We start from the raw sequence: 19895 nt of genomic DNA, 5'->3' as shown, positions 1-19895 counted from the left end.
TAAGAAATGGAAATCCTTGCGGTCTTACCGCAAGGATTTTTTATTCAGGGTTCATATTTTTTAGCCCAATTCAGATCTACGGGAAAGGGCTCAGGCATATTGGGATTCCTTACCAAGTTTTTTCACGAGCAGGTAATAGAACAGAGCACGGTATTTGTTGCGGTTGGAACTACCGAATGTTCCACACACGTCCTTGATGGCGTCATCCAGTGATTGCCCATCGGAAAGGCCCAATTTCTTAATCAAAAAATTGGCTTTCACGCGATCCAGCTCGGCCTGATCGCCGCAAGACACCTTGGCCGAATCGGCGTTGTAAATCGAGGGGCCCAATCCTTTGGTTACCTTAGACAGAAGTTCAGAATCAACCGAAACACCAATCTTTTGGGCCTCGCCCTCATAGGTGGACATCAAATCATCAAACTTGCTCATACACGTGTTTTGTTAAGGGTGAAAAAATTGGAAGGAATATGCGTACCTAATGAACTCTTTTTTTAATACATTTCAAAGTTTAGACGGCGCTTTCTCAGAAAAGCCACTCAATAAATTATCCAAAGGAAAAATCGGTGCATGAATCAACCACAGCAGCAGAAGGTAGCCGTCATTGGCGGAGGAAGCTGGGCGACCGCCCTGGTCAAGATTTTGAGCGAACATTCTCAGGTTCAGGTACGTTGGTGGCTGCGGAGTCAGGCCGATATCGACCATATCAAAACCTTTCATCATAATCCCCGCTACCTGAGCGATGTATACCTTTCGCCCCGGCGCGTGAAGCCCTGCGGAAAGATCAGGGATGCCGTACGGGGGGCCGACTACGTGGTACTGGCGCTGCCGGCGGCTTTCATTCAGGAACCTCTGCAAAAACTAACTTCCGCTGACCTCCGGGGCAAGCGCATTGTCTCGGCCATCAAAGGTATGATTCCCGACCAGAACAAGCTCGTGACCGATTGGATGGAAGACACCTACGGGGTACCTCTCGACGATATGTGTGTGATCGCCGGTCCCTGCCACGCCGAGGAGGTAGCCCTGGAGAAACAATCGTACCTTACCATTGCTTCCACCAACCCTGGCTGTGCGGCGGACTTTGCCCACCTGATGACCTGCCGGTATGTGACGGCCCACCCGCTCGCCGACCTGTACGGCGTGGAATATGCCGCTGTGATGAAAAACATCGTGGCGCTGGCCTGTGGCATTACACACGGGCTAGGGTACGGCGATAATTTTCAGGCGGTGATGGTATCCAATGCCATGCTCGAGATCCGTCGGTTTGTGACTGCGGTCGATCCGCGCGAGCGGGAAATGAGCGCCTCGGCCTACCTTGGTGACCTGCTGGTGACGGCCTATTCGCAATTCAGCCGCAACCGCCTTTTTGGCAATATGATTGGTCGGGGGTATAGCGTGAAAGCCGCCCAACTCGAAATGAAAATGATAGCCGAAGGCTACTACGCGGCCAAAAGTATCCACGTCCTGAATCAACAATACGGTGTAGATATGCCGATCACCGAGGCGGCCTTCCGGATTCTGTACGAAGGAGAAGCTCCTGCGCTGGCTATGAACGAGTTGAAGGGGTACCTCAAATAGTGTTATTGCATGTACCTACTTCACCCGTTCCAGCATCAACAGACGGAAGTCCATTACCTGCGCCCCGACGATGTCCAGGGCTTTCAGCGTTAGTCGGCCCCGGCCTTTTTCGAGATGGATCGTCCCGATATTCATAGGCTTAAAATCTTTCACGTACGACTCCATCCGTTCTACCCGGTCATGCTCCATGCCCCGTAGCGGCGGGTCGTGGGCTTCGGTAATTTTGGCGGTAATCTGGTTTCTACCCATCGTCAGTTCAAAGGTCGATCCCACATTTTCGGGCGCACAGGTATAGTAAATCACCGCATCGAAATCCCCGTCGGCCAGCACCTCCACGTCCCACACAATCGCATCGTCGGGCCTGGTCCAATTCGTCATGAACGTGCAGTTAGGGTACTTGTTGGAGCGCCGGATGCCGCCCTCGGGCCGGGCATCGCGCGCAGGCATCTGGGTGTATTTGAACTCGCGGTCTCCTACGGGAAAGGTACGTTGATCTTCACCCGCAATGCCCGGCAGTACCTCAGCATTCCATTGATTGACCGCGGTTTTAAGTCGTGCCACCTCCTCCGCTTTTTTAGCAGAAATGTCCGTGGTTTGCCCCGGATCGGCCACCATATCATACAGTTTCCCTTTACTGTCGAGACGATATTGCTGGCTACGCACACTGGTCTGACCGTTCCAATAGCTATACAGCAGGCGGTTTTTATCAAAGGTACCCTTTCCAGTAAGCAGCGGTTTCAGACTCACACCATCCAGCGGTTTGGGAGGCTGAAAGGCGATTCCTGTTAAATCCACCAGGGTAGGCAGCAAGTCGATGACGCCCGCAATTTCATTGACTTTCGTACCCGGTCTGATCACTTTCGGGTACTGCATCAATAGTGGCGAACGGGCGCCGCCCTCGTCGGTCGAACCTTTCTTGCCCTTCATGCCGCCGTTCCAGCGGAAGGCATTGGGGCCGTTGTCGCTGAAATAGAGGACGATTGTATTGTCTTCCAGGTTCAACGCTTTTAATTTTTCCATAATCCGCCCCACGTTCCAATCAATATTCTCGCACATCGCCAGAGCCGCACGGGTAAAATTCAGGTCTTCCTCAATTCCTTGGGCGGCGGTCATTTTTAGCGGCTTGTCTTTGAATTCATTCCACCAGCGGTCGGGTACCTGCATGGGCGAATGGGGCGTGTTGTAAGGTACATACACCAAAAAGGGCTGGTCTTTGTGCTCTTGCATAAATGCCATTGCCCGCTCAGTGAGGTCGTCGGCCAGGAAGCCGTTTCCCTGCGTGATGGCCCCATTATGTTCCAGCATCGGACTGAAATAGTCGCCCCAGTGGCCGGAGCAAAAGCCGTAGTATTCTTCGAAACCCCGCCCGTTGGGATGATAGGGGTACTGCATCCCGCTATGCCATTTGCCAAAGGCCGCCGTGGCGTAGCCCGCTTTTTTGAATGCATCGGCCAGGGTAGTTTCGTCCAGATTGAACCGCTCTCCGCCCTCAGAGGTACTCCGGACACCCATGCGCGGATGGTAGCGGCCCGTGAGCAATTCGGCGCGGGTCGGCGAGCAGACGGGCTGTACGTAGAAACGGTCGAACAAAGCTCCATTCTTCGCAATCTTATCAATATTGGGTGTGTGGAGATTCGTATTACCACTCACGCTCAGGTCGCCCCATCCCTGATCGTCGCTCAGCAGAATGACAATGTTGGGACGGGCCTCCGCACGAGGTTTCTCGTCAGATAGCCGCTTTTGATTGGAAGCGAGGAGAGGTACCAGAAGAAAAAGTAAAAGTACTTTTCGCATGATTTTTTCAGACTAATGAGATCGTCATTTCACCGAATGATCTCTTTCTATTTAAAAAAGCAAAAATGACTGGTTTTACTCTACCCGGAATCCGAAGGGTACTTATGAGGGTTTATAGGCCGGAAACGGGTTTTACAACCACTGCTTCCAACCCATTGGCCTGCTAGCGGGTCTGAAAGAGGGAAAAGTTATGAATCTTGTATTCTTTTAAATAAATACCATGAAAAATTTCAGCGCCGGTTTGCTGTTATTCCTCTTTTTCCTGACCTCGCACCTAGCCTGCACTACCAAAAGTGTGGATGTGGAGGTTTCGGAGCGATGCCCCGACGCCGGGGAATTTGTCAAGAAAGTTGAATCGGTCACCGGTTTGGTCCAATTTGACTCTACCCGGCAGCAGTACGCTATCCGGAGAGCGATTCCCGGCACCTACGACAGCGTCGATGTAGGGTACCTTTGCAACCTTCCTGAGGAATTCCAGCAGCCGGGTCTAAAAGTCGAATTCAGCGGAAGCTATTACGAAAATGATGAGGTACCCGCCTCGTTTGCCGGATTGGAAAACTATTATTTGACTGTGACCAAAATAGCCAGGATACCATGATGAACGTAATTAAACTCCTGAGCAAGGGGGTACTTTTGCTATTACTGATAGGAAGCTGTAAAAATAATCCTGGCCCTAATTGCTTGCCGTACGAAGGTAAAATAATAGATTCTTCGCCCTGCGGCGGTACCATCGTCGATGTTACCAATCGGAATATCAACTCCCAATATTACCTACCCAGCCAAAAGCAGGTCATCCCGAATACCCTTGGGGTACGTCTTCCCGACAGCATCGCCATCGACTCATCCAGGACAATCTATTTTGATTTCAGAGAGCTTGCCCACGACGAGATATACCCATGCCCGGCCCTGTTTTCTGCTCCATCCCGGCAGGTAGCCGTCACGCGCATTTCTTACGATCGCTGTCCCGATCAGTGAGCAGTTTCTCGGCAGGTCTGCGTAACTTTGGCTTTACCCATACGCAATCGACCTACCTCAATGAAAATTTCTTTAATCACTTCCCCGCAAACGACCGACCTGACCATCAGCCTCTATATTCAGGATCAGGCCTCCTCCTTACCCACTGTTTTCAAAGCCGAAGAAGGCGAAATCTGGTGGCCCTCAGAACAAGAGCTCTGGCTGGGTTTGGGAAAAAAGCCTACCCCTATCACCGTTCTGAAAGCCCTGCGGATGCTCTTCCACAAGCGCAAGGGCCGCTGGCCCGACGCCATCACCCTGGACGCCCGCGACCTACCTGCCGGGTGGATCGAAACGGCTATCAACGGCATCATGCTGGGCGGATATAAGTTGAATTTGTACAAAACGGAAGAAAAACCGTACAGCAAGTTTTTCGGGAAAGAAGGTACCCTCACGGTGTGGGTCAATGCCAAAAGCAGCGAAGCCGAAAAAGCAATTGTCAAAGGAAAAGCAACCGCCGCCGTGCAGATGCGCGTAATGGATTTGATGAATGCACCTGCCAATAAAAAACCACCCCGCATTCTGGCCGAATGGGCGCTGGAATCGGGACGTCAGCATAATTACAAGGTAACGGTGCTGGAAAAGGATGCTCTGGCGGCTTTGGGTGTACACGCACTGCTCTCGGTCAGTAAGGGGAGTGAAGAGCCTCCCGTAATGATCGTGACCGAATACAGTCCCAAAAACTACGAGAAAACCGTGGTGCTGGTAGGCAAAGGCGTGACCTTCGATACGGGTGGGATTTCGATCAAGAATTCGGCCAATATGCATCTGATGAAAAGCGACATGGGCGGAGCTGCCGCCGTGCTGGGCGCGGTGGAATTAGCTGCCCGGCTCGAGCTACCCGTGCGCGTTGTTGGCGTAATCCCCTCCACCGAAAACTGCGTGGATGGTGCCAGCACCAAGCCCGGCGACGTGATAGATTCCTATTCGGGCAAAACCATCGAGGTGATCGATACCGACGCCGAGGGCCGCCTAATTCTGGCCGATGGCCTCAGTTACGCTCTCCGCAATTACAAACCCGACGTACTGCTGGATCTGGCCACCCTCACCGGTAGTGTGGTGCAAACGCTCGGCTACGCGGCGGGCGGGCTGTTCACCGCCAACGATACTTTGGCCACCCAACTCACCGAAGCCGGGGACCGTACCGGCGAGCGTCTATGGCGTCTACCTCTGTGGGACGAATACAAGGATGAAATCAAGTCGGATGTGGCCGATGTACGCAACTACCATGGCAAGCCGATTGCCGGAGCCATTGTGGCGGCCAAGTTCCTGGAGGTATTTACCCAGGAACATCCCGCCTGGGCACATCTCGACATCGCGGGTACTGCCTTCGGCGATCTGGAATTTACCCCCAACCGCGCCGGGACGGCCTTTGGGGTACGTCTTCTGGTCGATTATCTCGAAAATTTGTCCTAAGTCAAACTTTTCCAATCGGGCTTCTTGTCTTGACAAATACCGTTTTTTTGCTAGATTTGGAAAAAGACACTTCCGTCCTACTAACCCGACTGAACTCCTATGGCTCGTCCACTTACTTTTCTTTGCGTATCCACTTTCTTCAAGGGCAATGATTTTATGCGCGCCTGCAAGGAACAGGGCAACATGGTGTATCTGCTGACCGCCAAAAAACTCGAAGACAAACCCTGGGTGCGCGACTCGATCGATGAATTTTTCTACGTGCAAGAGAACACCCAGGGTACCTACGACATGCAGCATGTCATCGCCGGACTGGCCCACGTAATGCGCGATCGTCCCATCGATCGCATCGTGGCCCTGGACGACTTCGACGTGGAGAAAGCCGCGCTGCTGCGGGAACATTTCCGTATTCCGGGCATGGGACAAACCACCGCCCGCTACTTCCGTGACAAGCTCGCCATGCGTACCAAAGCCGCGGAGGCGGGGATCAGGGTACCCGGCTTCATTGGACTGTTCAACGACAAAGCCATCAACGATTTTATTCAATCGCATCCTGGTCCGTGGATGATCAAGCCGCGCTCCGAAGCATCGGCTACTGGCATCAAAAAACTCCACAATGACCACGATCTCTGGGAAGCCATCCACAGCCTGGGCGACCGCCGCCACGAGCACCTGGTGGAGCAATTTAAACCCGGGCATGTGTACCATGTGGATTCTTTGACCCTGAACGGCCGGGTGGTTTTTTCGTGGAATAGCCAGTACATTGCTCCACCGTTCGACGTGGCCCATGGTGGTGGCATTTTCCGCTCGGCCACGGTACCCTTCGACTCGGCCGAATGGCACGCTCTGGAAACGATGGCGGTGGATGTGCTCAAGGCATTCGGCATGAAGCACAGCGCGTCTCACACCGAAGTGATCCGCTGCCACGACGACGGACAGTATTATTTCCTCGAAACCTCATCACGCGTAGGCGGCGCACACCTCTCCAACATGGTGGAAGCATCGTCGGGCATCAATCTCTGGAAGGAGTGGGCGCGGCTGGAAACCGCCGTGGCGCGGGGCGAGGACTTCAAGCTACCCCGCGTCCAGCGCGACTATTCGGGAATCATTATTTCGCTGGCCCGGCAGCAGTGGCCTGATCTGTCGCCCTTTAACGATCCCGAGGTCGTATGGCGCATGGAGGAAGAGTACCATGTGGGCTGTGTGGTGCGTTCAAAAAGCCGGGAGCGCGTGCTGGAACTATTGGAATCCTACGCCACCCTCATTCGCAACGATTACCACGCCTCAGCTCCCGCACCGGACAAACCCACGCATTGACGTAGGTAGCCGGATTGGCGACATTTTACTTTCAATCCTTACTGGACTAATCCCGTATCTTGTAGTTTTGAAAATTTGTGCCTGAAACGACGATGAACACGCTCAATCCTTTTCTGCAGCGGGCTATTGACCTTTCTATCGAAGCAAGTACCAGCGGCCAGGGTTTTCCGTTTGGAGCGGTGGTGGTTCGCGATGATAAAATAGTAGGCGAGGGCTACAATCAGGTGATTGCCCGGGTAGATCCTTCGGCGCACGCCGAAATCGTGGCGATCCGCGCGGCCTGCACCCGGCTGGGTACCTACGAGCTGGCTGACTGCGTACTATACACCTCCTGTGAGCCTTGTCCCATGTGCCTGGGCGCGATTTATTGGGCTAAAATTCCGAAAGTCTATTACGCCAACACCCGGCACGACGCTGCGGCCCTTGGTTTTGAGGATGCGTTGATTTACGACGAAATTTCTCTGCCTATCAAACAGCGGCAAGTCGAGATGGTGCAGTTGAATCGAGAAGCAGCCATGCAGGCTTTTGAACTTTGGGAGCAGAAAAAGCAGCCAGAAGAATAGCGCTCACTTTTTCTTTTCAATCCTTTTTCTTGAATTTGAGCATGATCTTCGTCACCCGCGGATAGTCGAAGGCGGTGGTTTCGGTAGACATCTCGAAGGAATCCTCGCGCACATTCCGGGGCGCAATCGTCCATCCGGAGCGCTTATCTTGGGTAGTGTCGGCGGCAGTGACGACAATGGTTTTGGTGGCTGGGTCAATCTGCCAGTGCAACACAGTGGCCTTTTCTTCGCCGGGGTACCTGCCCACGAAGGCACCATCTTCCCGAAACTGCACACTTTCCATGTAGCGGTTAAAAGCAATCCCACCAAAATTATCCACCGCTTTACCGTCTTTGTAGCTCAGAGCATTGTTGACGTACACTTCTTCAATCGCCCAATCGGGTGTCGCCAGAAGATAAACCTTGGCCGTTTCCGGCGAATCGGCCGCCGGGTTACAGGCGATGGGAATTACCATCAGAATGAGAAAGGCACCCAGGGTTCTTAGATTCATTGAATGGTTAGATTAGAATGGTTAGATTAAAAAAAGAGGCGACTGAACGTCCGTCAGCCACCTCTAAATTTACTACACTATTTCCTGACTTTACAAATCAATCTTCCCGACCATCTCCTCTGGCTTCACCCACTCGTCGAATTCTTCGGGCGTAAGGTACCCCAGGTTCACGGCGGTTTCTTTCAGGGTACTGCCGTTTTTGTGGGCAGTCTGGGCGATTTCGGCGGCTTTGTAGTAGCCGATTTTGGTATTCAGCGCCGTCACCAGCATCAGCGAGTTATTGACGTGCTTTTGGATATTCTCGCGGATAGGCTCGATGCCTACGGCGCAGTTGTCGTTGAAGGACACACAGACATCACCAATCAGTCGGGCCGAGTGCAGGAAATTGTAGGCCATCATGGGCTTGAACACATTCAGTTCAAAATGACCGTTGGCACCGCCGACGCTGATCGCCACGTCGTTGCCGAGTATCTGCGCGGCTACCATCGTCATGGCCTCGCATTGTGTGGGGTTTACCTTGCCGGGCATGATGGAACTACCGGGCTCGTTATCGGGGATACTTATTTCGCCGATACCCGCCCGTGGGCCGGACGACAGCATTCGGATGTCGTTGCCGATTTTCATCAGACTCACGGCTACCGTTTTCAACGCGCCGTGCGCTTCCACGATAGCATCGTGCGCGGCCAGGGCTTCAAATTTATTTTCGGCGGTCACGAAGGGCAGGCCTGTGAGGGTCGCAATGTGCGCAGCTACATTTTCGGAGTACCCTTCGGGCGTGTTGATGCCCGTACCGACGGCGGTCCCCCCAATGCCAGTTCCGATAGATGAGCCAGCGTGTTGTCGATGGCGCGTAGGCCATGCGTGAGTTGCGAGGAGTAGCCCGAAAACTCCTGCCCGAGCGTGAGCGGCGTGGCATCCATGAAGTGGGTACGGCCAATCTTGACCACATTTTTAAACTCCTCTGCCTTCGCTTTCAGCGTATCGCGGAGTTTGGTAATACCGGGAATCGTCACCTCCGCCAGAATCTTGTAGGCCGCGATGTGCATGGCCGTGGGAAAGGTATCATTGGACGACTGCGACTTGTTTACGTCATCGTTGGGGTGCAGAAATTTTTGTTTATCTGATAGTTCGCCACCCTGCAGTACATGGCCGCGGTAGGCGATCACTTCGTTGGTATTCATGTTCGACTGCGTGCCGGAGCCCGTCTGCCACACCACGAGCGGAAACTGATCGTCCAGGGTACCTTCCAGAATTTCGTCGCAGACTTTCCCGATCAAATCCGCCTTTTCCTGCGTCAGTACTCCGGCATCCGCGTTAGTCAGCGCGGCGGCCTTTTTGAGGTAAGCGAAGGATTTGATGATTTCCTTCGGCATTTTGTTGATGTCTTGCGCGATGGGAAAATTCTGGATCGAGCGTTGGGTTTGGGCGCCCCAATAGACGTCGGCAGGTACCTGCACTTCGCCCATGGTGTCTTTTTCTATACGGAAGTTCATTTTTGAGTGATTGAGTGAATGATTGAATATAAGGCCTTACAAGCTTATAGCGGGGAGCGCAAAATTAGGGCAGTCCGGGGAGTTTTAGTAGGTTTTGCCGGATAAATGTTCAACCCGGCGCGGAAAAACAGACCACGTTCCTTTAACAAAAAGCTTGTACACACAGTTGCTCCAGCAAGTCCCGATAGTTGAAGTACCTTTTGGGGCAAACCCATTCTCACCCTCTGTTCAATTTCACATGCTAGATCTTCCCCCTACCATTCATTGCAATAGTTTTCTGGACCTCAACCTCTCCACTCCTTTGCTGATCGGGCTCGAATTTTCCCGAAAGCCGACCATTTCTCCTTCAGTAGACTGGAGGTACCTGACCGACTTAAAAATAGCCAGTCAGTGGGATTTTGACTTACGCCCCGCCCTACCCTACCTGAAAGGCACAATGAGCGCCATCGTAGTGACTGATCCAGCCCAGAAAATTACCTGGGTCAGCAAGGGATTTACGCGCATGACTGGCTACGAACCGCATGAAACGTACGGAAAACGACCTGGTTTTTTGCAGGGAGAAAAAACGCTACCCCAGACGCGGCAGCAAATCCGGCAGCACCTGGCCGCTGGGCAGCCTTTCGCGGGAACAATTGTCAATTACCGCAAATCAGGAGAGGCTTATGCGTGCGCCATTCAGCTTTTTCCAGTCTATAATCAAGCTCGTGATCTGGTCAACTACATTGCGCTGGAAGAAGAAGAACCGATGGATTTGCTTTCAATTTAAACCCTTTCACGGAGAGAGCGCGTGGTTCAGGAAAATGGGCAAGGCAACCGTTCTGGCCAATCCCTCGTACATTTGATAAAACACTCTGCCCATGCAATCTCTTCGGCTGGTTTGCTTTGTCTTGCTTTCCCACACCTTACTAGCTGTCCCATTTCTCCGCGATACCACGGAGAAAGCTTCTGCCGGCAAACTTTTCCGCGACACCAAATTCATTGTCTTGCCGGTGGTTTTCAAGCTACCCGAAACGGGCTGGGGCGGTGGGGTGGTAGGTACCACCACCTTTTCCTTTGCCCGTGATTCCTCCTTCGCCAAACCTTCGCAAGTATCCTTTGGGGCTACCTACACCCAGAAAAAGCAGATCCTTTTCTTTGTACCTTTTACCGTTTTCTACGACAACAACCGCTTCTACTTCAATGGCGACAATGGCTGGTTCAAGTATAATTTCAACTATTACGGTATCGGCGAAGAACGGGTACCCCAGGAAATCTTTGATGTGACTTTCCCCCGCATCCGGCTCGTTGGCGCCCGGTTGATCGCCCCGAAAACGTATGCCGGGCTCCGGTACCAGTACGAAAGCTACCGCGTGACCGGAACCCAGGAAGGCGGCGAACTGGCCACGGGGCGCATCGCGGGTAGCGATTTCAGTCGTACGTCGAGCCTCGGGCCGTCGTTTCTGCGCGATAGCCGTGACCAGGTGTTTTATCCACGCAGGGGTATGTTTGGGGAGCTATATATCCTGCCCACTGCCAAAATCTTCGGTGCCGACCGCAACTTCACACGCATCTACCTCGACGTTGCCAACTATTTTTCCCTAACTAAAAAACTCGTATTAGCCACCAACTACACCGCCAGTGCTATTTTCAGCAAGGAGGTACCCTTCAGTCAGTTATCATTTCTGGGTGGTCCTAAGAAAATGCGCGGTATTTACGAGGGCTTTTTCCGCGACAAGAATGCCCTGCTGGGCCAGGCCGAATTGCGCTGGGAGGTATGGAGATTCCTGGGCCTCACCGGCTTCGGCTCGCTGGGCTTTCTGGGAAATGAGGGCGATATTATGCGTTTCAACAGGCCCAAATACACCTACGGCGCGGGGTTGAGAATTACGGCGCAAAAGAAAAACCATCTCAACATCCGGGTCGACTACGGCTTTTCGCCCTACGCGGACGGAAACTTGTACCTTACGATTGGGGAAGCCTTTTAGATGGTGTTGGCTGCATGCACGACGCTTCAATGCTGACAGCGTTGGCTAGGGTACCATGAATTCCAACACCCCCGCCCGGATTTCTATTTCCACCGGGGTAGACTTCCTGACTTTGATCAATTGGTCGTCGGCGTGGGCCAGCTTACCCTCCCATTGGATACTCACCTTCTGGGCTTTATAGGTCTGGTAAGAGAACGGCACGGAGTGCCCGTGAATTCGGTCGAGCAGGTACTGCGAAAAATCGGCACGTTGGTTTTCGGTAATCACGGCTACATTGAGGTACCCATCACCCGGATCGGCGTTGGGTGCCAGATGCAGGTTGGGGCCCAGGGAGCAGGTGTTCATTACTTCTACCAACAGGAATTTGTCGGAGTAATCTTCTCCGTCTATTTGCAAATTACAGTTTTTGGCTTCGTAGCTCTGTACCAGTCCGTGCAGTACTCTCAGCGCCCGTTTGATCTTTTCATCGGGTGTTTCGCCTTCCTGCTCCTCCGCGGATTTCATTTCTTGCATCAAATACGGAAACAACCCATATCCGTAGCCTTCCAGGAAAAAAGCGGGGTCCGTCAGTCCTTTCACAATCCCGATGTCGAAATTCTTTTTTTCGGCCGTTTGCCAGCTGTCGATCAGGGCATCAGTATCATTCTTAAGGCCGAGTGTGGTAGCTACATTATTGGCCGTACCCAGGGGTAGTAGAGCAATCGGGAATTGTTTTTCCAGTAGTGTGCGATTCAGCAGTTTTCCCGTCACCTTACGAACCGTACCATCCCCCCTGCCAGAGCGATAAAATCCACGTCCGGATCGATCGAATCCCAGCCCTTTTCCTTTGTAGAAGAATATCTACACGTATAACCATGAGCCTTTAAAGCTTTCAGAAGCTTTTTTTGGAGTGCTCTTCGTCTCCGGCGCCCGGATTATGCACGAGTTGGACAGTAGGCATGGTTCGCTCTAGATATAATGGATAATGAATGCTTGTCAGGTTGCGAAGAATCTAAAAACATCCTGCGACCGGTACTATTGCCCAAGTGGCTGGTATCTCAGCGCGTTGCGCAAAACGATCTTTTCAAAAAAGTGTACCTCCCAGCAAACCTGGCTGGTATGTACTTTTTACAAAATTGTCCGACATCCATAATCCAACGTATTAAATTCGACCAACCATGAGAATTCTGATAGCTAACGACGATGGTATATACAGTCCTGGTATTGCAGCGCTGGCCAAAGTAGCCGCCCGTTTCGGCGAAGTGCGGGTGGTGGCTCCCGATGTGGAGCAATCGTCCATGGGCCATGCCATCACGGCATCACGGCCTTTGTCTTATAAAAAATCGCCGATTGTTTTCGAAGGAATCGAGGCGTACCGGGTCAATGGTACCCCTGCCGACTGTGTGGCCCTGGGTACGCACCTGTGGAGCAAAACGGATGTAGTGCTTTCGGGCATCAACATGGGGCCCAATCTGGGTAATTCCATGTGGCACTCAGGTACCCTGGCGGCGGCCAAGCAAGGGGTACTTCTAGGGATCAAGGGCATAGCGTTCAGTACCTTCGCCGACAAAACCGATCCCGATTTCGATCACCTTGAGCCTTTTGTAGAAGAAGCTCTGGGCCTACTCATCCACGAGGCTGATTTCGGACTCTACAATGTCAACCTACCCCGCGAGCCGCAAGGCATGAAGTGGACACGGCAGTCGGTACGGCTGTACGACGGTAAAATAGAGCCGGGCATGGACCCTATGGGCCGCAAGCACTACTGGTTCACGGTGACGCCGCTGGAAGCCGCCGAGGAAGGTACCGACCGCTGGGCGGTAGAAAACAACTACGTGTCGATCACCCCCCTGCGACTGGATTTGACCAATGAAGCGGAATTGGCGAAGCATAGGGTGAAAGCACCGACGAACTGACGGCACCGATACATTATACTTTTTTACCCTTAAAAGCGTAAGAACCGTCAGTTCGTGTCAGAAAAAGAGACTCTCATACTACTTACCTTTGTTCTTGTAGCCTTAAAAGAGAAAAATCTCAATACAAACGGATGATTCTCGTTAAGTAAGCAGCACAGGATATGGAATGAGCAATCTCTCAGAATGAAAAAATGGTTTTTACTTTTATCGGTATTGCTTGCCTTGCACCAATCCAAGGCCCAAAAGGGGAATGATGGTCCAGGTACAACCTCTGCTTTGGGAGAAAATATTCTGGTAGTCAAAGTAATCGACGCGGAAATCAATCAGGCCGTACCGGGACTGAAGATTGTGTTGCAGGACGAAACCACCGGACAAAGTACCCCCCTGCCCTACGACTCCAAAACATTGAGCGCCCGCACCACGCTCGATCCCACGCACCGCTACACCGTGGCCGTGGACGCCCCGGGCTACACGCCCTACCGTAAATATATCGATAAAGTATTGAAAGAGAATGAAGTAGGTGTCCACCTGCCGCGTAAGGTGCAGTCGCTTGTGGCTTTGGCAGCCACTGACAAGCTGACGCAGAAACCCATTGCGGCTACTTTTAAAATCATGCTCCCCGCCACCCGGCAGACTTTCGTAGTGGAGGGCAAAGTCGAACTGGACACGCTTTTTGTTTTTGGAATGCCCGGCACCTACCAGATCGAAGCCACTTCGCCCGGCTACCGCCCCGTCAAAAAAGAATTTGTGATTGGTGAGAAAGAACTTAAAGCCCACACTTTTAAGCCCTCGCTGGAACCCGCCGTGACGGAGTACACGTTCCTGATCGTTGACAAAGAACAGCGCTCGGTGGTACCCCAGGCGGTGTTGAAGGTATTGGATGAAAACAAAAATCCAGTCAATGTCTCCCGTACCTCGGGCAAATTCGCGGTCCTGTTGCCCGACGCGGGTAACTTCACCTATGAGGCCATCGCGGTAGAGTATCAACCCGTCCGTGGCGCGCTGGATCGTCCGGCCTCGCGACTGATCGAAGTAGAGATGACCCGCCGGCGAACTACCCCACAAACCCAGACGATTGCGTTCGTGGCGCAGGATGCCTTTACCCGAAAACCGATTGCCGCCCGCTTCCGGCTCAACAGTCCCGAAACCAATACCTCAGCCACGGTCACCACGGCGGCCAATCCCGAATTTGGCACCGAGCTGGAACTGAAAAAAGCCTACCGGCTGGAAGTGAGTTCGGAGGGCTACGCAGACTACTCCGCACCCATTACGCTCGATGCACCGGAATCCGAACCCATCAAACCCCGCGTTGTCTTCCTGGAACCGGCGGCTTATGCAGTGACATTTACGATCCTCGATGCCGTAACCATGAAGCCCCTTGACCCGGCTTCGTTCAAAATTGGGGAAGCCGGGAAAAACCTGAACCTGCAAAGTCAGGGCAATGCCCGCAACGTAAATCTGGCTCCCGGTAAACGGTATGATGTGCGGATAGGCCAACCCGGCTACGAACTATTCGAGCGTACCCTAACCTTCGACAAGCCTGCCGGCCCGAACGATTTGGTGAAATCAATCCTGCTTTCGCCAACAAAAACCGTCGCAAAACCTGCGCCCAATGTAGCTTCGTCTCTTGCTGTCCAATCCGCACCTGTAACCGAAAAAGCGGACGAATCTGTGTTTGAGAATTTAAAAAGAGGGGAAGCCGTGCGGCTGGACAATGTGTATTTTGACCAAAGTAGCTATATCCTGCGGGCGGAATCATACCCGCAACTGGACAAACTGGTCAAAACGTTGAAAATGAATTCAAAACTGAAAATAGAAATCGCGGGCCATACCGACAACGTCGGCGATGCGCGGTTGAACCAGTACCTATCCGAAAACCGCGCCCGGGTTATTTCCAGCTACCTTTCCAATAAAGGCATCGCCAAGGAACGCCTCGTGCCCAAAGGCTACGGCCAGACCAAACCCGTAGCCGCCAACGATACCGAAGAAAACAAAGCCCAGAACCGGAGGGTGGAGTTTGTGGTGTTGGAGAATTAATGGAAAATTGAAAGTGGAAAGTGGAAAAATTATTTTTTGAGAATCAGAGCACAAATCTCTCTTATCAATCATCCTTACCACTTCTCCATTTACCTTTATCCGTTGACCTTTTCACCCTTGACCTTTCACCTCCCTCACCTCTCCCGGCTGCATACTTCCCAATTCCCAATCATCAATAGACCAGCGTACCAGCCGAAGCGTAGGGTACCCTACGGCGGCGGTCATACGACGTACCTGCCGGTTTTTGCCTTCGTGTAAGGATAAAGAAAGCCAGGAAGTAAGGATATTCTTACGAAAACGAATGGGCGGATTGCGCTCAGGTAAGTGGGGTTCCTCCATTCTAACAGCGCGGGCGGGTAAGGTCTGATGTTTTTTTCCATTGATGGATATATTGACGCCCGCCGCCAGTTGGGCGCAGGCCTGGTCGGTAATCTCCCCTTCCACCTGCACGTAGTAGGTGCGAAAATGGCGTTGTTTGGGGTCCAGCAAACGCGTTTTGAAAAAATTATCGTTCGTCAGCAGCAGCAACCCCTCGCTATCCGCATCCAGCCGCCCGACAGGATACACGTCTTTCGGAAAGTCGAAATCCAGATCAGCCAGGGTAGGGTGATCACCCTCGCGGCTAAACTGCGACAACATCCCGAAGGGCTTGTAGATGGCGTAATATTTTTTTGTTGATGTGTTGATTTGTGTAATTGTTGAATTGTATTTTTTAGCGCCGTTCAACCGATGAAACAAAAAAACCGTTCACCTTTGACCCTTAGCCTTTAACCCAAAGCCTCTCCTCCTCATTCAATTTCCAGCCACACTCCACAATGATCCGAATGGATACCCGTGGTCAGGTGGCGGCAGCGCACTAATCTAGCCTGCAAAGAGTCGGAAACGGAGTGATAGTCGATGCGCCAACCCTTGTTGTTGGTCCGAGCTCCGGCCCGGTAGCTCCACCAGCTGTACTCAGTGAGTTCAGGGTTGAGGTGGCGGAAGGCGTCCGTAAAGCCATCGGCAAACCACTGCGACATCCAGGCGCGCTCTTCGGGTAGGAACCCGGTCGTATATTTGTTGCGTACAGGATCGTGGATGTCGTTTTCAGTATGGGCAATGTTGTAGTCGCCGCAGATGATGAGGTGAGGGCGCTCCTGCCGGAGTTCTCGCACGTACCCTTGAAAATCCTGCAAAAACTGCATTTTCACCCCCTGCCGCATTTCTCCACTGGTACCCGACGGAAAGTAGCAGTTCAATAATGTAAGTTCACCAAAATCGGCCCGTAGTACCCTACCCTCACAATCATAGATGGACAAGCCGCAGCCATCCACCACACGATCCGGGGCAATTTTAGACAAAATGGCTACGCCGCTGTACCCTTTTTTCTCGGCGGCGTGCCATCCGATCACTTGGTACCCTAATGCCTCAAAACCCAATAAATCCACCTGCTCCTGCTGGGCTTTGACTTCCTGAAAACACAGAATATCGAACTCATGGTCAGCCAGCCAGTCGACCAGTCCGTTTTTGATAGCCGCCCTGATTCCGTTGACGTTGTAAGAAAGTAGTTGCATTTTTATTTTTTATTGAGGAGCAAAGAGAGAGAGTACAGAAGTACCAAAGTGGCAAGTACAGAAGTGAAAAAGTACAGAAGTGGCAAAGCCGGGCGCCCGGTGGCGCACAAAGTAACAAAGTGATAGGTTTTTAGACTAGTAAGAATGGGAATATTTCCCCACGCTCAATTTTCCACTTTTCACTCTCAATTTTCAACTCTCCACTTTCAATTTTCAACTAATAGCCACTTCCCCTTTCGCTACGGCGGCTTCGGCTTTTTGATCGTTGAAGAATAGCAGGAACAGCACCAGCACCACGGCGGCGATGATGGCAGGTACCATCCAGATCGACGTCCAGTTTTTGACGCCATCCACCGTGTACATGTCCGTCACGATACCCGAAAGCTTGGAGCCAATGCCCATCCCAATGCCGTAGGTAGCCAGGGTGATAAGTCCCTGCGCCTGTGATTTGATGCGGGGACCGGCCTTCATATCGGTATAGATTTGGCCCGTTACAAAAAAGAAATCGAAGCAAACGCCGTGCAGCAGAATGGCCGCGTAGAGCATCCATTCGCCCGCGCCGCCATCGCCGTAGCCAAAGAAAATAAACCGGATGATCCAGGCGATAAGTCCGGCGGCCAGCATCCACTTTACCCCCAGGCGCGTGAAAGCCAACGGAATCATGAGCATGAAGAAGAATTCGGAGGCCTGCCCGAGCGACATTTTGTTTTCGACATTGGTCATACCCGAATCTGTCAGCGATGGATTGGCCATAGCGTAGTAAAACGAGAGCGGAATGCAAATGGCAATCGAGGCAATGAAGAAAATCAGAAACGAGCGGTTTTTGAAAAGCACAAACGAATCGGCTCCCAAAATTTGTGCAAAAGTCGCCTTGCCGGTAGCGGTGGGCGGCGTGTCGGGCAGCGTGAAGGCAAACAGGCCCAGCACTACGGCGGCCCCCATCGCCAGTTGAAAAATCATCACATTGTCGCCCGCATTCAGGAAGCCCACGATGTTGGTCACGACGATCCAGGACACGGTACCCATGACGCGGATGGCCGGAAAATCCTTTTCAGGATTAGTCATCTGCCGCATCGATATAGAACTGGTGAGGGAAATACAGGGCGCAAACGACAGGCAGTAGCCCAGCATGACCCAAAAGAACGAATCGGCATCCTGAATTTGGGTGATATAGAAAAGAATGGCCGCACCAATCAGATTAAGTATCCCCAGCACTTTTTGAGCGGCAAAGTAGCGGTCGGCGATCATACCCACAAAAAATGGGGCGATGAGCATGGCGAGCGAAAAAGCCGTGTAGGCATTGCCCACCTGGTCGCCGGTGGCGTCGAGTTGGGTAAAGAGGTACTTGCTCATCTGGCCATACCAGGCGCCCCACACAAAAAATTGCAGGAACATCATGGCCATCAACTGATAGCGAACGGTACTTTTCATAGGTCAAATCGTTAGGTAGGGTTTGCTGTACTTGGGAGACGAATTTTCAAAAGTAAAGCAAATGAATCAAAATTCTAATGGATATTCTCAACTTCCCGAAAGTTCAAAAACTTTCGGGAAGTTCATCGTCAGATTGCGTGATCGGTCGGAATATCCACCCCGCTCCATACTTTTTTGGCGGTCCAGTCGGCGGCGGGGTCGGCCCAGAACGGATTCTTAGCCGGTAGCCCCAGCGGCAGCAGTACCGTGGCGCACAGGTACAGGCTACCCGTAGAAATGTAGGTTTCGCCGATGGCCGGCTGATGGCCGTGCAGACCGATCTGCAGCCAGCCTTTGGCGTCGAAGGTACCTTCGCTTTCGGTAGTGCGCTGCATCACCGTCGTCAGGGCCGAACGTACCTGGGCGGGCGTGACGTGCTCGGGCAACTTTTCGACGAGCGCCATGTTGGCCAGGTGCTGAAATGCCCCCGCCCGGTAGGCAATCGAGCGCCCGATAATCGGGAAGGTACCTTCGGGTGAGATGAGCCGCTCCTGAATAGCCGCATAACGAATGGCCCGCTTCATTACGTCTTCTGCCATTTTTTTATAAACTAATTCCTTTGACAAAATCGCTTCCATGATGTCATACAGGAAAGGCTGAATCACGTAGCTATTGTAGTAGTCCCAGTGGAAGTTAGGTCCGTCGCCGTACATGCCGTCGCCCAGGTACCACTGCTCGTGCTGGCGAATGGCGTAGTCGAGCCGCATCTTGTCGTAGTCGTAGCCGTATTTAGCAAAAAACGCTTCGATCATCGCACTGAACAGCAGCCAGTTATTGAATCCTGGACGTATAACCCGGCTGCTCAAAAACGCCTTGACCACGTTGGCTTTGACGGGTGCCGACAATCCTTCCCATACCTTCGGCGCGCGGATCAGTCCCTGAGCCAGAAATGCCGCATCCACCACGGGCTGACCGCCTTTATTAAAGTTCATGAAATCTTTCGCGTTGGGATTGGTGGCGTTGTCGAAGGCCTTCAGCGTGAGGGCGAAGTACTTATTGCGCATCTGCTCTTCCGATTTATCCGAAAACTCGGTCAGATTGAGCCAAGGGCCAATGCCCGACAGCAGCCGCCCGAAGGCTTCCAGATGGGTATATTCGGGCCGATCCTTGGTTTTGCCTTCCACCGGCATATTCGCTTTCAGGCTATCGTTCGCCAGATTGGTCAGTACCGGATTGGCTGTTTTGTCCAGATAGTTCAGCCAGATCTGGCGATCCGTGGGAGCAGGAGGCGTAAAGCTGCTGAATGCGCCTACACTTGAAATACCGAGGGTTTTGAGAAAGAGTCTTCTGATCATAATTTAAAAAGCTATTAGCTAT

General features: G+C 52.4%; 19 protein-coding genes and 1 pseudogene. 10 read left to right on the top strand and 10 right to left on the bottom strand.

The features are described from left to right. Positions 1-90 precede the first annotated feature (90 nt). Positions 91-429 carry a DUF2853 family protein gene (locus GBK04_RS20990; protein ID WP_152763085.1) on the bottom strand — a complete coding sequence of 113 codons (339 nt, stop codon included), beginning with the start codon at positions 427-429 and terminating at the stop codon, positions 91-93. A gap of 138 nt (positions 430-567) precedes the next feature. Here GBK04_RS20990 and GBK04_RS20985 point away from each other — a divergent pair, with 138 nt between their 5' ends. Next, on the top strand, positions 568-1575 hold the full coding sequence (locus GBK04_RS20985; protein WP_152763083.1) for an NAD(P)H-dependent glycerol-3-phosphate dehydrogenase: 1008 nt from the start codon (positions 568-570) through the stop codon (positions 1573-1575). Positions 1576-1590: 15 nt separating this feature from the next. Here GBK04_RS20985 and GBK04_RS20980 read toward each other — a convergent pair whose 3' ends face one another. Next, positions 1591-3369: an arylsulfatase gene (locus GBK04_RS20980; RefSeq protein WP_152763081.1), complete on the bottom strand. Its 1779-nt coding sequence runs from the start codon at positions 3367-3369 to the stop codon at positions 1591-1593. 220 nt (positions 3370-3589) lie between these two features. On the opposite strand from GBK04_RS20980, the gene GBK04_RS20975 reads away from it, so the two are divergent. The 5 genes from GBK04_RS20975 to GBK04_RS20955 all read left to right on the top strand — a co-directional run bounded on the left by GBK04_RS20975 (position 3590) and on the right by GBK04_RS20955 (position 7676). Beyond that, a complete protein-coding gene (locus GBK04_RS20975; RefSeq protein WP_152763079.1) occupies positions 3590-3967 on the top strand; it encodes a hypothetical protein in 378 nt (125 codons plus the stop codon). Continuing rightward, positions 3964-4344, top strand: coding sequence for a hypothetical protein (locus GBK04_RS20970; protein WP_152763077.1), 381 nt, complete (start codon positions 3964-3966; stop codon positions 4342-4344). Before GBK04_RS20975 ends, GBK04_RS20970 begins: the two co-directional genes overlap by 4 nt. Positions 4345-4404: 60 nt before the next feature. After that, entirely contained in the window at positions 4405-5799 is a 1395-nt protein-coding gene (locus GBK04_RS20965; RefSeq protein WP_152763075.1) for a leucyl aminopeptidase family protein, read from the top strand. A gap of 99 nt (positions 5800-5898) precedes the next feature. Then, positions 5899-7113, top strand: a complete 1215-nt coding sequence (locus GBK04_RS20960) for an ATP-grasp domain-containing protein (RefSeq protein ID WP_152763073.1) — start codon at positions 5899-5901, stop codon at positions 7111-7113. A 77-nt stretch (positions 7114-7190) separates the two neighbouring features. Next, a complete protein-coding gene (locus GBK04_RS20955; RefSeq protein ID WP_373331184.1) occupies positions 7191-7676 on the top strand; it encodes a nucleoside deaminase in 486 nt (161 codons plus the stop codon). 16 nt (positions 7677-7692) lie between these two features. On the opposite strand, the gene GBK04_RS20950 is transcribed toward GBK04_RS20955, so the two are convergent. From GBK04_RS20950 to GBK04_RS20945, 3 genes and pseudogenes are all read right to left on the bottom strand, one after another. Further along, positions 7693-8166 carry a hypothetical protein gene (locus GBK04_RS20950; protein ID WP_152763071.1) on the bottom strand — a complete coding sequence of 158 codons (474 nt, stop codon included), beginning with the start codon at positions 8164-8166 and terminating at the stop codon, positions 7693-7695. A 90-nt stretch (positions 8167-8256) separates the two neighbouring features. Next, positions 8257-8436: a hypothetical protein gene (locus GBK04_RS30895; RefSeq protein ID WP_373331473.1), complete on the bottom strand. Its 180-nt coding sequence runs from the start codon at positions 8434-8436 to the stop codon at positions 8257-8259. 252 nt (positions 8437-8688) lie between these two features. After that, positions 8689-9632 (bottom strand): annotated as a pseudogene (locus GBK04_RS20945) (lyase family protein); the annotation flags it as partial. Between the two features lie 265 nt (positions 9633-9897). On the opposite strand from GBK04_RS20945, the gene GBK04_RS20940 reads away from it, so the two are divergent. Both GBK04_RS20940 and GBK04_RS20935 read left to right on the top strand, forming a co-directional pair. Then, positions 9898-10425: a PAS domain-containing protein gene (locus GBK04_RS20940; RefSeq protein WP_152763069.1), complete on the top strand. Its 528-nt coding sequence runs from the start codon at positions 9898-9900 to the stop codon at positions 10423-10425. Between the two features lie 91 nt (positions 10426-10516). Next, positions 10517-11623 (top strand): BamA/TamA family outer membrane protein, encoded by a 1107-nt coding sequence (locus GBK04_RS20935; protein WP_152763067.1) that lies wholly within the window; start codon positions 10517-10519, stop codon positions 11621-11623. Positions 11624-11668: 45 nt separating this feature from the next. Here GBK04_RS20935 and GBK04_RS20930 read toward each other — a convergent pair whose 3' ends face one another. Continuing rightward, complete coding sequence (locus GBK04_RS20930; protein WP_152763065.1) at positions 11669-12439, bottom strand: diacylglycerol/lipid kinase family protein; 771 nt, start codon at positions 12437-12439, stop codon at positions 11669-11671. A 341-nt stretch (positions 12440-12780) separates the two neighbouring features. On the opposite strand from GBK04_RS20930, the gene surE reads away from it, so the two are divergent. Together surE and GBK04_RS30890 are read left to right on the top strand one after the other, a co-directional pair. Continuing rightward, complete coding sequence (gene surE / locus GBK04_RS20925) at positions 12781-13518, top strand: 5'/3'-nucleotidase SurE (protein ID WP_152763063.1); 738 nt, start codon at positions 12781-12783, stop codon at positions 13516-13518. Positions 13519-13701: 183 nt separating this feature from the next. Continuing rightward, complete coding sequence (locus GBK04_RS30890; protein ID WP_373331183.1) at positions 13702-15555, top strand: OmpA family protein; 1854 nt, start codon at positions 13702-13704, stop codon at positions 15553-15555. A 111-nt stretch (positions 15556-15666) separates the two neighbouring features. Here GBK04_RS30890 and GBK04_RS20915 read toward each other — a convergent pair whose 3' ends face one another. The 4 genes from GBK04_RS20915 to GBK04_RS20900 form a co-directional block, all read right to left on the bottom strand. After that, positions 15667-16242: a pseudouridine synthase gene (locus tag GBK04_RS20915; protein WP_373331472.1), complete on the bottom strand. Its 576-nt coding sequence runs from the start codon at positions 16240-16242 to the stop codon at positions 15667-15669. A gap of 101 nt (positions 16243-16343) precedes the next feature. Further along, positions 16344-17108: an exodeoxyribonuclease III gene (locus tag GBK04_RS20910; protein WP_152763059.1), complete on the bottom strand. Its 765-nt coding sequence runs from the start codon at positions 17106-17108 to the stop codon at positions 16344-16346. A gap of 213 nt (positions 17109-17321) precedes the next feature. Further along, entirely contained in the window at positions 17322-18539 is a 1218-nt protein-coding gene (locus GBK04_RS20905; RefSeq protein ID WP_152763057.1) for an MFS transporter, read from the bottom strand. 128 nt (positions 18540-18667) lie between these two features. After that, positions 18668-19873 (bottom strand): DUF2264 domain-containing protein, encoded by a 1206-nt coding sequence (locus tag GBK04_RS20900; RefSeq protein ID WP_152763055.1) that lies wholly within the window; start codon positions 19871-19873, stop codon positions 18668-18670. Positions 19874-19895: the final 22 nt, after the last annotated feature.

The organism is Salmonirosea aquatica, from assembly GCF_009296315.1.
Taxonomy (GTDB): domain Bacteria; phylum Bacteroidota; class Bacteroidia; order Cytophagales; family Spirosomataceae; genus Salmonirosea; species Salmonirosea aquatica.
This window is presented reverse-complemented; position numbering and strand designations above follow the sequence as displayed.